Origin of the sequence: Undibacterium sp. 5I2 (genome assembly GCF_035019605.1) — a bacterium.
Classification (GTDB): Bacteria; Pseudomonadota; Gammaproteobacteria; order Burkholderiales; family Burkholderiaceae_D; genus Undibacterium.
Genome location: NZ_JASJVS010000084.1, coordinates 1 through 13,521 on the forward strand (window position 1 = coordinate 1; position 13,521 = coordinate 13,521).

The 13,521-nt window shown below is 55.3% G+C and carries 13 protein-coding genes and 4 tRNA genes; 15 read left to right on the plus strand and 2 right to left on the minus strand.

The genetic code is table 11. The features are described 5' to 3' along the window. Window position 1: 1 nt before the first annotated feature. Window positions 2–75, minus strand: a tRNA-Pro gene (locus QN359_RS18345). A 34-nt stretch (window positions 76–109) separates the two neighbouring features. Continuing rightward, a complete protein-coding gene (locus tag QN359_RS18350; RefSeq protein WP_322247595.1) occupies window positions 110–1,021 on the minus strand; it encodes a pseudouridine synthase in 912 nt (303 codons plus the stop codon). A gap of 64 nt (window positions 1,022–1,085) precedes the next feature. On the opposite strand from QN359_RS18350, the gene QN359_RS18355 reads away from it, so the two are divergent. From QN359_RS18355 to QN359_RS18425, 15 genes are all read left to right on the plus strand, one after another. Continuing rightward, the gene (locus QN359_RS18355; RefSeq protein ID WP_322247596.1) at window positions 1,086–1,625 is read left to right on the plus strand and encodes a DUF3305 domain-containing protein; all 540 of its coding nucleotides are present in this window, start codon (window positions 1,086–1,088) and stop codon (window positions 1,623–1,625) included. A gap of 1 nt (window position 1,626) precedes the next feature. Further along, entirely contained in the window at window positions 1,627–2,238 is a 612-nt protein-coding gene (locus tag QN359_RS18360; RefSeq protein ID WP_322247597.1) for a DUF3306 domain-containing protein, read from the plus strand. Next, complete coding sequence (locus QN359_RS18365; RefSeq protein ID WP_322247598.1) at window positions 2,207–4,279, plus strand: 4Fe-4S binding protein; 2,073 nt, start codon at window positions 2,207–2,209, stop codon at window positions 4,277–4,279. The genes QN359_RS18360 and QN359_RS18365 overlap by 32 nt, the downstream gene beginning before the upstream one ends. Next, window positions 4,279–4,896 carry a TorD/DmsD family molecular chaperone gene (locus QN359_RS18370; protein ID WP_323493605.1) on the plus strand — a complete coding sequence of 206 codons (618 nt, stop codon included), beginning with the start codon at window positions 4,279–4,281 and terminating at the stop codon, window positions 4,894–4,896. The genes QN359_RS18365 and QN359_RS18370 overlap by 1 nt, the downstream gene beginning before the upstream one ends. 328 nt (window positions 4,897–5,224) lie before the next feature. After that, entirely contained in the window at window positions 5,225–5,413 is a 189-nt protein-coding gene (locus tag QN359_RS18375; RefSeq protein WP_322247600.1) for a hypothetical protein, read from the plus strand. 17 nt (window positions 5,414–5,430) lie between these two features. Further along, window positions 5,431–8,391, plus strand: a complete 2,961-nt coding sequence (locus QN359_RS18380) for a formate dehydrogenase subunit alpha (protein ID WP_322247601.1) — start codon at window positions 5,431–5,433, stop codon at window positions 8,389–8,391. Between the two features lie 16 nt (window positions 8,392–8,407). Continuing rightward, on the plus strand, window positions 8,408–9,031 hold the full coding sequence (gene fdh3B, locus QN359_RS18385) for a formate dehydrogenase FDH3 subunit beta (protein ID WP_322247602.1): 624 nt from the start codon (window positions 8,408–8,410) through the stop codon (window positions 9,029–9,031). Continuing rightward, window positions 9,031–9,273 (plus strand): hypothetical protein, encoded by a 243-nt coding sequence (locus tag QN359_RS18390; protein ID WP_323493367.1) that lies wholly within the window; start codon window positions 9,031–9,033, stop codon window positions 9,271–9,273. Before fdh3B ends, QN359_RS18390 begins: the two co-directional genes overlap by 1 nt. Window positions 9,274–9,285: 12 nt before the next feature. Beyond that, complete coding sequence (locus tag QN359_RS18395) at window positions 9,286–10,413, plus strand: formate dehydrogenase subunit gamma (protein ID WP_323493366.1); 1,128 nt, start codon at window positions 9,286–9,288, stop codon at window positions 10,411–10,413. A gap of 18 nt (window positions 10,414–10,431) precedes the next feature. Continuing rightward, window positions 10,432–10,737, plus strand: coding sequence for a hypothetical protein (locus QN359_RS18400; protein ID WP_323493365.1), 306 nt, complete (start codon window positions 10,432–10,434; stop codon window positions 10,735–10,737). Between the two features lie 10 nt (window positions 10,738–10,747). Next, window positions 10,748–11,620, plus strand: a complete 873-nt coding sequence (locus QN359_RS18405; protein WP_322247606.1) for a formate dehydrogenase accessory sulfurtransferase FdhD — start codon at window positions 10,748–10,750, stop codon at window positions 11,618–11,620. A gap of 86 nt (window positions 11,621–11,706) precedes the next feature. Continuing rightward, window positions 11,707–13,098: a glutamate--tRNA ligase gene (gene gltX, locus QN359_RS18410; RefSeq protein ID WP_322247607.1), complete on the plus strand. Its 1,392-nt coding sequence runs from the start codon at window positions 11,707–11,709 to the stop codon at window positions 13,096–13,098. A 68-nt stretch (window positions 13,099–13,166) separates the two neighbouring features. Beyond that, window positions 13,167–13,242 (plus strand) — tRNA-Ala (locus QN359_RS18415). Window positions 13,243–13,280: 38 nt separating this feature from the next. Continuing rightward, a tRNA-Glu gene (locus QN359_RS18420) sits at window positions 13,281–13,356 on the plus strand. Window positions 13,357–13,445: 89 nt separating this feature from the next. Continuing rightward, window positions 13,446–13,521, plus strand: a tRNA-Glu gene (locus QN359_RS18425).

The following is a 13,521-nucleotide window of genomic DNA, read 5'->3' on the forward strand; positions in this document are numbered from 1 at the left end:
GTCGGAGTACAAGGATTCGAACCTTGGACCCCCTGGTCCCAAACCAGGTGCGCTACCGGACTGCGCCACACTCCGAAGTCCAACATCTTAGCCTTGCTGGCCGTGCTTGTCAATAGCTTGTGCGCTCGTCTGCTGCCGCGAGGCTGCGTTGGCTATGAAATTGGCGCGCTTGGCCGCTATGTGGGTCGATAAAGGCGATAGAACTGGCTAAAAGTTGCAGTGGGGTATTAAAATCATCTCCTTTACAGGGCAGGGCGACCGGGTAGAAGCTGTCGTTGACGATGGGCGCGCCGAGGCTGGCCATGTGCACGCGTAATTGGTGTTTTTTTCCGGTCAACGGTTGTAAGTTGTAGAGGTTGAGTGCGCCGCGCTGTTCGGCGATGTCGATGCGGGTTTCTGAGTTGGCCAGGCCGGGACTTTCTTGCATGGTGAAAAAGTGGCTGCCTTCGCTCATGTGGCTGCGATGTACCAAGGGAAACAGCGTGGCCGGCAGGGCTGGTGCCAGCGCCAGATAGGTTTTGCTGATTTGGCGGCGTGCGAACAGTTCTTGGTAGGCGCCGCGGCTGGCGGGATTGAGCGAGAACAGGATGACGCCGGCGGTTTCGCGGTCGAGGCGATGGATCGGGCTTAAGTGCGGCAGGCCGGTTTGTTTTTTCAGGCGCACCAACAGGGTTTCGTGTAAAAAACGACCACCCGGGGTGACTGGCAGAAAGTGCGGTTTGTCGACCACCAGCAGGTGCTGGTCTTGGTGCAGTATCTGCGCTTGGAAGGGAATCGGGGTTTCTTGTTCGGTTTCGCGATAGTAGAAAATACACATTCCACGCCTGGCAGGACTGTCTGCGTGTAAAGGAGTACCATGCTGGTCGCACACTTCATTTTTGAGCAGACGGGCCTGCCAGGTGGCGAGGCTGACATCCGTAAAACGTTGGCATAAAAAGTCGAGTAAGCGACCGGCGGCGCCTTCCGGCAGCCACAAGTAGCTGGCGGCGATACCATCGCGCAGAGGGAGCGGGCTGTCCATAAGGTGCTTGGGTGCTTGGGTGCGAGTGAAATGGTGGAATCAAAATTGGACAGATATTAACATGATGGAAAAACATAGCGTTCTCCCATTCACGCTGGCGGTGCTGATGCAGCGCGTAGCCTTGAATAATCGCTGGCAAGCTTACCGTTGGAAGCCGCTGGAAATTTTAGCCGATGCGCAGCCCGGTGGTGCGCGTGTACTGATTGCCGGTGAGGCCGAGCAGCGTTGGTTGTTTCCTGGCTTTGCCGTGCATTTACATGCCGATGAAACGCCCGGTTACTTTTTGAATCTGAGTTCGGCCACGCCGTGTTGGTTTGTGATGTGGCGCTTGGAAGAGATGGATGGGCAAGAAGTGGCGGTGCCGAAATCGCTGACGCTGTCTTACGATGAGGCGGCGCGTCAGGTCGATGGCGGTGAACAGGTTGATACTTTGCCGCTGGCCGATGAGGTGGCGGCATGGTTGGCCGAGTATACCCAGCAGCATTTTCAGTACGAGGGTAAAAAGAAGCGCAAACGTCCGTCTTTCGAGGGCGGTGAGGCGGTGCAGAAAATGGCCCAGGCCGAGACTGCTGTGGTGTTACCAATCACGCAGGGCCAGCGCTAAGATGGCCGCCGACGAATTTTTCCGCCGCTGGGCCAAGCCGGCATCGCCGCCGATTGAGCCTGTTACCGCTGCGGTCGTGCTGCCAACAGAGGCAGTCGCGAGTGCGCCGCCCGGTCATGTCGAGCTGGAACAATTACAACATGAATCGGATTTTTCGCGTTTCATGGCAGCCGATGTGGAGCCTGATGTGCGCCGCTTGGCGATGAAAAAGTTATTTACCAATCCACATTTCAATATGATGGATGGGCTCGATATTTATATTGGCGATTACAGCCAGCCCGATCCGCTGCCGGCCGGTATGCTGGAGTCTTTGCTGCATGCGCAGACTTTGCTTAATCCGCTCGCGCATTTGCAGGCCGGGGTGATGCGCATGGTGGCGTCACCCGTTGCTGATGTCGGCGCTGTCGCCGATGCGAGCGAGGGGATGGCGATACCGGCACCCTTGCTTGATGCGCCAGAACCTGCAGCGTCGCCACTCGATATCGTCGACAGTAAGCTTGCTGTCAACGAAGCAGCGTATGCTGCTGAGACCAGTGTACCATCCGAACCCTCTTCCCAGCCAACCGCGAGGCCTGCCCTGAATGAATCCGCAGATAAAAATTTGCAGTTGTAATAATACCTTGCCGCTCAATGCCGCCGCTGCCGCCAAGTTGGCAGCAGCGACTGGTGCCAGCCGTATCGACGTCAGTGAGCGCTTATGTCGGCGCGATGTCGGTAGTTTTCTTACTGTCTTGCAGGGCGTCGATGAGGTGATTGTCGCATGCACCCAGGAGCGTTCGCTGTTCAGCGAGTTGGCCGGCGCGAGTGTGGCACCGCTGAAGTTTGTCAATTTGCGGGAAGCGGCCGGCTGGTCGTCTGAGTCTGCCGCCAGTTTGCCGAAGATGGCGGCCTTGCTGGCTGCGGCCGCCTTGCCGGCACCAGAGCCGGTGGCGACGGTGAATTATCAATCGGCTGGAAATTGTCTGATCATCGGCAGTGCCGACGTCGCCTTGCCATGGGCGCGGCGCTTGGCGGCGCAGCTTGATGTGAATGTTTTGCTCACCAGTGGCGGTGCCGCTGGCGAGCGTTTGAGTGAGCGCGTCTTTCCCGTGTGGTCGGGCCGTGCGGTAACGCTTACCGGTTATCTTGGTCAGTTTGAGGTGCGTTGGGAACAAGAGAATCCTATCGATTTGGAAGCCTGCACGCGTTGCAATGCCTGTATCGATGTCTGCCCTGAAAATGCGATCGATTTCCGTTATCAAATCGATGCCGATAAATGTGGCGCGCATCGTGATTGTGTCAAGGCTTGCGGCTTGGTTGGGGCGATCGATTTTTCACGAGTTGCGATTGCGCGCGATCTGCGTTGTGATTTGGTATTCGATTTGTCGCGCACGCCGCTGCTGCGCATGAGCGATACGCCGCAGGGTTATTTTGCGCCCGGTACCGATGTGCTGGCGCAGTTTGATGCGGCATTGAAGATGACGCAAATGGTCGGTGAATTTGAAAAGCCGAAATTTTTCAGTTATAAAGAAAAGCTGTGTGCGCACAGCCGCAGCGCCAAGAGCGGCTGCAATGCTTGTATCGAGGTGTGTTCGACCGCGGCGATTTCCAGCAAAGGCGATAAAATTTCGGTGAATCCGAATTTATGTGCCGGTTGTGGTGCCTGCAGTACCGTCTGCCCGACCGGTGCGCTCAGTTATGCTTACATGCGCGCGCCCGATACCGGCTTGCATCTGAAAACGATGTTGGCGGCGTATCACAAGGCCGGCGGTGTCGCACCGGCATTGTTATTCCATAGCCAAGCAGCGGGTGCCGATCTGTTGCGTGTCACCGGACAGAATACGCATGTCGGCGGCCGCGGTTTGCCGGCGCGGGTGATTCCGTTTGCCTTACACCATACGGCAGCGCTTGGCCTCGATGTTTGGTTGACGGCGGTCTGTTACGGTGCCACCAGCATCGCGCTGTTGTTGACCGATGAGGAAGCGCCGGAATACCGCGCCGCGCTGACGCAGCAGATGCAACTGGCGCAAAGTCTGTTGGAGGGCTTCGGCTATGCCGGAGTGCATTTGCATCTGCTGACGCCAAGCTCGGCCGTGGCGCTGGAGGCGGCTTTGCATGCGCTGCCGACGGCGCAGGTGCCGGCCGTGCCGGCGCTGTTTAATGTTGCGCAGGATAAGCGTGTCAGCCTCGATTTTGTCTTCGATCATTTGCAAAAGCATGCGCCGCAGACCTTGCCGAGCGCGATCGCTCTGCCGGCCGGTGCGCCGTTCGGCAGCGTGGAAATACAGCAGCAAGCCTGTACCTTGTGTATGGCATGTGTCGGTGCTTGTCCGAGTACCGCGCTGATGGATAATTCGGGCACGCCGCAGTTACGTTTCATTGAACGCAATTGTGTGCAATGCGGTTTGTGTGTGGAAACTTGCCCGGAGCAGGCTTTGTCTTTGAGTCCGCGTTTGTTGTTGGGGCCGGAGGCCAAGCAGATGCGCGTGCTGAACGAAGCGGCACCGTATCATTGCATACGCTGCAGCAAACCATTCGCAACGGCGATGGTGATCGAAAATATGTTGAAAAAACTAGGTACACACAGCGCCTTCGCAGGACATCTGGAACGGCTGCGCATGTGTTCCGATTGTCGCGTCGTCGATATGATGCGTAGCTCAGAAATGAATCCATGATGATGAATGAACAGCGGCTCAGTTTTGTCAGTCCCGAGGCTGGAGTGGAAGCGGCTCGCGCCGATATGTACGGTTTGTTGGCCAACTTGTTTTATGCGCCGCCTGATGCCGAACTACTGGCGCGGATCGTCGCGGTGCAAGCCGATCCGGCCGGTGGTGTGCTCGACAGCGCCTGGTTGCAGTTGGCCGCAGCGGCGGCGCAGAGTGATGCGGTCGCGCTGGCTGCTGAATATGAACAATTGTTCATTGGCACTGGAAAACCGGAAATTTTGTTGTATGGTTCATATTATCTGAGTGGATTTTTGATGGAAAAGCCGCTGGCCGCTTTGCGTACCGATTTGCACGCACTCGGGCTGGAACGTGATGCACAGATGCCGGAAACGGAAGATCACCTGGCTTATCTGTGTGAGGTGATGCGCTATTTGATTACGTCCGAGGATGCGACGCATTCGGCTTTGGCGATGCAGCGAGGTTTTTACGCTACGCATTTGCAGTTGTGGACTGCGCGTTTGTGCAGTGCAATCAGTGAGCATCCGCGCGCGCAGTTTTATGCGGCTGTCGCGGCCTTGGCGGCGGCATTTTTTGATGTCGAAACTTTATCGTTCGATATGGAGTGAGTGGGTGTTAATCATTTTCATACCGTTGATGAAAATAATTCATTCTGACATTGTAAAATTGTATGAATTCGAGAACTTTGCTGTACCAAGTGCACGCCTTAGCGGAGTAGACTGAGAACAGTATTGATATGGATCAAATCAGCAAAATGTAGTTAAAAAAAATAACAGCTTATTTCAAGCAGTACGAGACACTTGCGCAAGATACCTGGCCCCGCTGGCGGGGCAGCTTCTTGCGAAATCAAACACAATCGCCTGTGTTTGATTTCTGCGGCCGCCAAGCGACCGCCTTTCTTTGCTTCTCGTTTGACCGGCGACATCGGAGTTGCATATGAATCAAAAAATACCACGCCGTAGTTTGTTGGGCGGCTTAGGTTTAGCCGCGGCCGGCTTATTGGCGCTCAAAACGCTGCCGACGCAACATGTAGAAGTCACAGCGGCGACGCCGGCCGAGCCGGCCGGAACGGGCTATCGCCTGACTGAGCACATCAAAAAATACTATCGCAGCACCACCCTCTGAACTGTCCGGAGACACGCATGTTATTAACTCGTAAGGGCGATGCCACCACGCGCTCGCAGTCACGTTTTTCCTCCGGCTTGGCCGATACCTTGTCGCGCGCTTTGCCCACCATGGACCGACGCGGTTTTCTGAAACGTTCGGGGATCGGTGTCGGTGCCGGCATCGCTCTTTCAGAGCTGGGTTTGATCAAGAAGGCCAAGGCCGCCATCGGCGTGCCGACTGAACACAGCAATGTTGTGGTGCGCCGTACTGTGTGCACGCATTGCTCGGTCGGTTGTGCCGTTGATGCGGTGGTGGAGAATGGCATCTGGGTGCGGCAAAATCCGGTGTTCGATTCGCCCATCAATCTTGGTGCCCATTGTGCTAAAGGTGCGGCTTTGCGCGAGCATGGTCATGGCGAGCACCGTCTTAAATATCCGATGAAGCTGGTTGGCGGCAAATATGTGCGCATCAGTTGGGAGTTGGCGCTCAGTGAAATCGCGACCAAATTATTGGAGATTAAAAAGACTTCCGGGCCGGATTCGACTTTCTTCGTCGGCTCGTCTAAACACAATAATGAACAGGCGATGTTGTTGCGGAAGTTTGTTTCATTTTACGGCACGAATAATACCGATCATCAGGCACGGATTTGTCACTCCACTACGGTGGCTGGGGTAGCGAATACCTGGGGCTATGGTGCCATGACCAACAGCTTCAATGATATGCAGAATTCCAAGGCGGCGCTGTATATCGGTTCGAATGCGGCCGAAGCGCATCCGGTTTCGATGCTGCATTTGCTGCATGCGAAAGAGGGCGGTTGCAAGGTCATCGTGGTCGATCCACGTTACACCCGCACGGCGGCCAAATCGAATCAATATATCCGTATCCGTTCCGGTTCTGATATTCCGTTCTTGTACGGGATGATGCATCATATTTTCAATAATGGTTGGGAAGATAAGAAGTACATCGAAGCGCGCGTGTATGGCATGGATAAGATACGCGAAGAGGCGATGAAGTGGACCCCGGAAAAGGTCGAAGAAGCCTGCGGCGTGCCGGAAGATCAAGTGTTTCTGGCCGCGCGTACTATGGCGGAAAACCGGCCTTCGACGGTGGTCTGGTGTATGGGCCAGACCCAGCACACGATCGGCAATGCCATTGTGCGCGCCTCGTGTTTGCTGCAACTGGTGTTGGGGAATATCGGTGTTTCCGGCGGCGGCACAAATATTTTCCGTGGTCATGACAATGTTCAGGGTGCTACTGACGTCGGGCCGAATCCTGATTCGCTGCCTGGGTATTTCGGTTTGGCCGCCGGCGCTTGGAAACATTGGTGCAAGGTTTGGGGCGTCGATTACGAATGGGTGAAGAAGCAATTTGCTTCGACCGAATTGATGGAAAAATCGGGTGCCACGGTGTCGCGCTGGATCGATGCGGTGTTGGAAGATCCGGAGCACCTCGATCAACCGAATAATGTCAAGGCCATGGTGTTCTGGGGGCATGCGCCGAATTCCCAGACGCGTGGTTTGGAAATGAAGAAGGCTTTCGATAAGCTCGATATGTTGGTGGTGATCGATCCGTATCCATCGGCGACGGCGGCGATGGCGGCGATGACCGTTGAGGCGCAACAGCTTAATCCGCAGCGTCAGGTGTATCTGTTACCAGCGGCGACCCAGTTTGAAACCTCGGGTTCGGTGACGGCATCGAACCGCTCTATACAGTGGCGTGAGCAAGTCATCGAGCCTTTGTTTGAATCGCGTACCGATCACATGATTATGTATCAGTTAGCGGAGAAACTGGGTTTTGCCAAAGAACTGGTGGCTAAGCTGAAACTGGTCAAAGGCAAGGGCGGCATGCTCGAACCGGAACCGGAATCGATGCTGGAAGAAATCAACCGCGGCTGCTGGACTATCGGTTACACCGGTCAGTCACCGCTGCGTTTGAAGGCACATATGCGCAATATGCATCTGTTCGACGTGAAAACGCTCAAGTGTAAAGGCGGTAAAGATCCGGTCAGTGGCTACGATATGACCGGTGATTATTTCGGTTTGCCGTGGCCATGCTGGGGCACGCCTGAGCTCAAGCATCCGGGTTCGCCGAATTTGTATGACACCTCTAAGCATGTGATGGATGGCGGCGGGAATTTCCGCGCTAACTTCGGTGTCGAACGCGAAGGCGTGAGTTTGTTGGCTGAAGATGGCTCGCATTCGCTCGGTTCTGACATCACTACCGGCTATCCGGAGTTTGATCATGTGCTGCTCAAGAAATTGGGTTGGTGGGATGATTTGACGGAAGCGGAAAAATTGGCGGCCGAAGGGAAAAATTGGAAGACCGATTTGTCGGGTGGGATACAACGGGTGGCCTTGAAAGTGCATGGCTGCTCACCGTTCGGGAATGCCAAGGCGCGCGCGATTGTATGGAATTTCCCTGATCCTGTGCCTTTGCACCGCGAACCTTTGTTCGGCACGCGGCCGGATTTGGTGGCCAAGTATCCGACCCATGATGATAAAAAAGCGTTCTGGCGCATGCCGACCTTGTACAAATCGGTACAGCAAAAGAATGTGGAAAATAAATTGTATGAGAAATTTCCTATCATTCTGACTTCCGGCCGTTTGGTTGAGTACGAAGGCGGCGGCGAGGAGACACGTTCGAATCCGTGGCTGGCCGAATTACAGCAAGAAAATTTCGTCGAACTCAATCCGCAGGCGGCTTCCGAGCGCGGTATTCGTGACGGTGAATTCGTCATCGTTTCCACCCCTACCGGTGCGCGCATTAAAGTGCGGGCCTTGGTGACGCCGCGGGTGGCGGCTGATACGGCCTTTATTCCATTTCATTTTTCCGGTTGGTGGCAGGGCAAGGACATGCAGGAGTTTTACCCTGCCGGTGCTATGCCTATCGTGCGTGGTGAGGCGGTCAATACCGCCACCACGTATGGCTATGACGCGGTGACGATGATGCAGGAAACCAAGACCACCATTTGTAACATCGAGCGCTTCGTCGCTTGAGCCGGAGGAAAAAAACATGGCTAGAATGAAATTTATCTGCGATGCAGAACGCTGTATTGAATGTAATAGCTGCGCTACCGCATGCAAGAATGAACACGAGGTGCCGTGGGGCGTGAATCGTCGGCGCGTGGTGACGGTGAACGATGGTGTGATCGGGCAGGAAAAATCGATCTCGGTCGCCTGCATGCATTGTTCCGATGCGCCGTGCATGGCGGTGTGTCCGGTCGATTGTTTTTATCGTACCGATGAAGGGGTGGTCTTGCATAACAAGGATATCTGCATCGGTTGCGGTTATTGTTCGTATGCTTGCCCATTCGGTGCACCGCAATTTCCTTCCAACGGTACCTTCGGTTTGCGCGGGAAAATGGATAAGTGCACGTTCTGCGCCGGCGGCCCGGAAGAGGATGGCTCGGAAGCGGAATTTGAAAAATATGGCCGCAATCGCTTAGCCGAAGGAAAACTGCCGATGTGCGCGGAAATGTGTTCGACCAAGGCTTTGTTGGCCGGCGACGGCGATATGGTGTCCGATATTTTCCGCTCGCGCGTGGTGCGACGTGGTCAGGGTAGCGAAGTCTGGGGTTGGGGCACGGCCTACGGTAAGGCAGCGCATGCTGAAACCAAACCGGTGAGTGATAAATGATGCGCAACTTATCTAAACGATGCTTGCCAGTGACATTGCTTGCTGCTGTGCTGGCGCTGGGCGCTTGCGGCGAGCGTGATCAAGCGACGACCACACACCGTGGTCTCGTCGATGAAAAAGCTTGGCAAGGGGCGCACAATGCGTATGTCGCACCGGGTTGGACACCGGGCGATAAAACCAGTTGGGAGCATCATTTGCGCGCGCGCGGACAGGCGCAAAATGAGTCGCTCAAAACGAATTGATCGGGGGCTGAGATGAAGCGCTATGTGTTTGCTGTGAGCTTATTGCTCGCCATTGGCGGGGCTTTGGCACAGGCCGTGACGCCGGTGCAGCCGCCGTCGTCTGCGGCTGCGCCAGGTTTGCCAGCGGTGGAGTCGTCGGATATTTTGCAACAGAACCAGGCGCAACGCAGTCGCGATCAGCCCGGTAATCTGGCACCGACGTATCGCCTCGTTACCGAAGGGGTGAAGAATTACGCCAGTCTGCCGGCACCGGAAGCCGGGGTGTTGATACAGGGGCGTACCCAGTTTCCTGGTCAGGCGCGGGCGGTGACTGCCGGTGAAGCATGGCGGGCTTATCGAAATGGTCCATTGACGCTGCTCGGTGGCGGTGTGATTTTGCTGGCCTTGGTGGCGGTGGCGGCGATGTATTTTTTCATCGGTCAAATTAAATTGCATGCGCCGCGCAGCGGCCGTCTGATTGAACGGTTTACACCGACTGAACGGACGCTGCATTGGAGTATGGCTTTGTCCTTCGTTACCTTGGCTTGCTCGGGCATGATTATTTTATTCGGCAAGCATATTTTATTGCCGGTTTTCGGCTTGACCTTATTCGGTTGGTTAGCCTTTTTGTGTAAGAACGTGCACAACTTCGTCGGCCCCATATTTACTGTTTCCATCATTTTGTTTTTCGTGCAGTTTGTCCGCGATAATTTGCCACGCGCTTCCGATCTGCAGTGGCTACGTAAGTTCGGCGGTCTGCTCAGTGGTGAGCATGTCAGTTCGCATCGTTTTAATGCCGGTGAAAAAGTGGTGTTCTGGGGCGGTGTGGTCGGGCTCGGCCTCATTGTCAGCGCTTCCGGCTTCGTGCTCGATAAACTCATTCCCGGGATGGTGTATTTGCGTGCCGATATGCAGATCGCCAGCATTGTGCATGTGGTGGCAGCCTTGTTGGCGGCCGCCATGGTGATCGGTCATATTTATCTCGGTACCCTGGGCATGGAAGGGGCGCTCGATGCGATGCGTAGCGGTTATGTCGATGAGGTCTGGGCCAAGGAACATCATGATCTTTGGTATGACGATATTGAGCAGGGAAAAATCGCGCGGGTGCGCAGCCAGCCGCCAACTGTCGCGGCCACCTCTGCTCAGACTATCAATGTGTAAACTTACTGGCACGCTATGATGAAAAAATCTTTGTTCTCTTGCTCGGCCGGTTTGCTGTCGGCCCTGTGGTGTTCTGTCAGTCTCGCGGCATTGCCGGCCCCGACGGTCGAAGCCAAAGCCAAGTCCGATGCTGCCAAGGCGAAAACCGCTTGGAGCGACAAGCTTGCGGCCTATCAGTTGTGCCAGGCGCAAAATAAAGTGGCGGCCGCTTATCTCAAGGGCCGCGAGACCAAGGCGCTGCCGCTTATGCCTCCCTGTGCCGACCCTGGGCCGTATCAGGCACCGGTGAGTACGCCGCCGCCGGTCGTGGCAGCTAAGCCCTGAGATGTCGGGTATGTGCGCCGATTCCCAGCGGCCTGTGTTGAGTGCCGCCACCGTGCCCTTGACGCGTGAAATCAGTGTGACCGATGAACGCGGGCGCTGCAGCTTGATTTCGATTCCAGCCGAACGCCCGTTGACGGTGTATGTCGATAAACGCGAACTGGTGACGCTGATGACTATGGGCGGTAATCCCGAGGCGCTGGTGCTTGGTTACTTACGCAATCAACGCTTGGTGCGCTGCTTAGCTGATATCGCTGCGGTGCAGGTGGATTGGGAAGTCGGTGCGGCAGCGGTGCAAACGCGCGGCGGCATCGAAGAAATCGAACAGCGTACTGCGCAGCGTATCGTCACTACCGGCTGTGGTCAGGGTACGGTGTTCGGTGGTTTGATGGATGAAGTCGATCAGATCGTCTTGCCGCCGACGGCGCGCTTGGCTCAGTCTGCGCTGTATCGCATCATCGACAGTATTCGCAGCCAGCAATCGATTTATAAAAAAGCCGGTTCGGTCCATGGTTGCGCCTTGTTTTCCAATCAGGGCGAGTTGTTGTATTTCGTTGAAGATGTCGGCCGTCATAACGCGGTCGATGCGATTGCCGGAAAAATGTGGCTCGATGGGATAAACGGTGCCGATAAGGTGTTTTACAGCACCGGTCGCTTGACTTCGGAGATGGTGATCAAGGGTGCGCAGATGGGTATTCCTATTTTGTTATCGCGTTCCGGCAGTACCGAGATGGGCCATCAGGTGGCCGATGCGATAGGCATGAGTTTGTTTTCGCGTTGCAGCGGCCGGCATTTTCTTTTGCTCACGCATCCGCATCGCCTCGAGTTTGAGCCGGCTTTGTTTGCGCAAGACGAGCATGGCAGCCTGGAACGCACCCCTGGGTAGCTATTGGCGGTAAAATACCGGTTTTAACCTTACCCGCATGCTGGTGTCGTGTTTGATTCTGCGCGACACGCGGTGCACTCCATCCCATGACAGTTCGTACTCGTTTTGCTCCTAGCCCTACCGGCTATCTCCACGTTGGCGGCGCCCGCACCGCTTTGTTCAGTTGGGCCTTTGCCCGCCACTTTGGCGGCACCTTCGTGTTGCGTATCGAAGATACCGATTTGGAACGTTCTACTCCGGCGGCAGTGCAGGCTATTCTCGATGGCATGCAATGGCTGGGTCTGGGCCATGATGAAGGCCCGTTCTATCAAATGCAACGCATGGAGCGTTACAGTGCCGTGCTGGCCGATATGCTGGCGCAAGGTACGGCTTACCATTGCTATTGTTCGAACGAGGAAGTTGAAGCCATGCGCGAACGGCAGCGTGCGGCTGGCGACAAGCCACGCTACGATGGCACTTGGCGTCCGGAAGCTGGCAAAACTTTGCCGCCGCTACCGGCCGATCGCAAGCCGGTCATTCGTTTTAAAAATCCGCTCGATGGCGTGGTCAGTTGGCTCGATTTGGTCAAGGGTGAAATCAGTATTGCCAATCGCGAACTCGATGATTTGGTGATCGCGCGCCCGGATGGCACGCCGACCTATAATTTTTGCGTCGCCGTTGATGACAACGATATGCAAATCACGCATGTGATACGCGGCGATGACCATGTCAATAATACGCCACGCCAGATTAATATCCTTACTGCGCTCGGCGCCAGTTTGCCGCATTACGCGCATGTACCGATGATACTCGGTGCCGATGGTCAGAAATTGTCGAAACGTCGCGATGCCGTCAGTGTGATGGATTACCTCGATAAAGGTTATCTGCCTGAAGCGATGCTCAATTATTTGGCGCGACTCGGTTGGAGCCATGGCGATGAAGAGATTTTTTCCATGGAACAGATGTGCAGTTGGTTTGACTTGACGCATTTGTCCGGTTCACCGGCGCAATTCAATCCGGAAAAACTTGGCTGGATCAATAATCATTACATCAAGGCAGCCGACAATGCGCGCTTGGCCGAATTGGTGCGTGCATCGATGTTGGCCGATGGTGCGGAGTTTGATGGCGCGCCCGATTTGGCGGCAGTGATCGCTTTGTTGAAAGAGCGCGCCAATACCACACTCGAGCTGGGGCACGCCGCAATGCTGTTTTACCGCACGCCTGCACCTGATCCAGTGTTGCTCGCACAGCAGCTGACGGCGGCCGTACAACCGGCCTTGGCGCAGTTTGCCGCGCAGTGTGAAACAGTGGAATGGACCAAGGCCGCAATATCGGCCGTACTCAAGCAAGTGTTAGCCGAACATGGCTTGAAAATGCCGCAATTGGCCATGCCTTTGCGCTTGTTGTTGACAGGTCAATTGCAAACGCCATCGATCGATGCCGTGATCGAATTGTTTGGTCGTGAGCGGGTATTGCAGCGTTTGCGCGTAACAGTCTGATTAGTGTTGATGGGGGGCTTTACAAGTAGCCTATCATCCCCTATAATCTTGTTTCTGTTCTGCGCTGTGGGGGTATAGCTCAGCTGGGAGAGCGCTTGCATGGCATGCAAGAGGTCAGCGGTTCGATCCCGCTTACCTCCACCAAGTTTTCTAATGCGCGCAGAATAGAATCGTAGTTTGTTGTCCCCATCGTCTAGAGGCCTAGGACATCACCCTTTCACGGTGAGTACAGGGGTTCGAATCCCCTTGGGGACGCCAATAAATTTTTATTGTGGACAACAAACTAGATATTCCGATCCCAGCATCTGTGTATCAAGCAGTACAGGTCAGTATCAAGGACAGAATATGTCCCCATCGTCTAGAGGCCTAGGACATCACCCTTTCACGGTGAGTACAGGGGTTCGAATCCCCTTGGGGACGCCA

Excerpts from the sequence above, each read along its gene's own strand:
- QN359_RS18350 (WP_322247595.1), bottom strand. The coding sequence starts at position 1,021 with ATGGACAGCCCGCTCCCTCTGCGCGATGGTATCGCCGCCAGCTACTTG.
- QN359_RS18355 (WP_322247596.1), top strand. The coding sequence starts at position 1,086 with ATGGAAAAACATAGCGTTCTCCCATTCACGCTGGCGGTGCTGATGCAG.
- QN359_RS18360 (WP_322247597.1), top strand. The coding sequence starts at position 1,627 with ATGGCCGCCGACGAATTTTTCCGCCGCTGGGCCAAGCCGGCATCGCCG.
- QN359_RS18365 (WP_322247598.1), top strand. The coding sequence starts at position 2,207 with ATGAATCCGCAGATAAAAATTTGCAGTTGTAATAATACCTTGCCGCTC.
- QN359_RS18370 (WP_323493605.1), top strand. The coding sequence starts at position 4,279 with ATGATGAATGAACAGCGGCTCAGTTTTGTCAGTCCCGAGGCTGGAGTG.
- QN359_RS18375 (WP_322247600.1), top strand. The coding sequence starts at position 5,225 with ATGAATCAAAAAATACCACGCCGTAGTTTGTTGGGCGGCTTAGGTTTA.
- QN359_RS18380 (WP_322247601.1), top strand. The coding sequence starts at position 5,431 with ATGTTATTAACTCGTAAGGGCGATGCCACCACGCGCTCGCAGTCACGT.
- fdh3B (WP_322247602.1), top strand. The coding sequence starts at position 8,408 with ATGGCTAGAATGAAATTTATCTGCGATGCAGAACGCTGTATTGAATGT.
- QN359_RS18390 (WP_323493367.1), top strand. The coding sequence starts at position 9,031 with ATGCGCAACTTATCTAAACGATGCTTGCCAGTGACATTGCTTGCTGCT.
- QN359_RS18395 (WP_323493366.1), top strand. The coding sequence starts at position 9,286 with ATGAAGCGCTATGTGTTTGCTGTGAGCTTATTGCTCGCCATTGGCGGG.
- QN359_RS18400 (WP_323493365.1), top strand. The coding sequence starts at position 10,432 with ATGAAAAAATCTTTGTTCTCTTGCTCGGCCGGTTTGCTGTCGGCCCTG.
- QN359_RS18405 (WP_322247606.1), top strand. The coding sequence starts at position 10,748 with ATGTGCGCCGATTCCCAGCGGCCTGTGTTGAGTGCCGCCACCGTGCCC.
- gltX (WP_322247607.1), top strand. The coding sequence starts at position 11,707 with ATGACAGTTCGTACTCGTTTTGCTCCTAGCCCTACCGGCTATCTCCAC.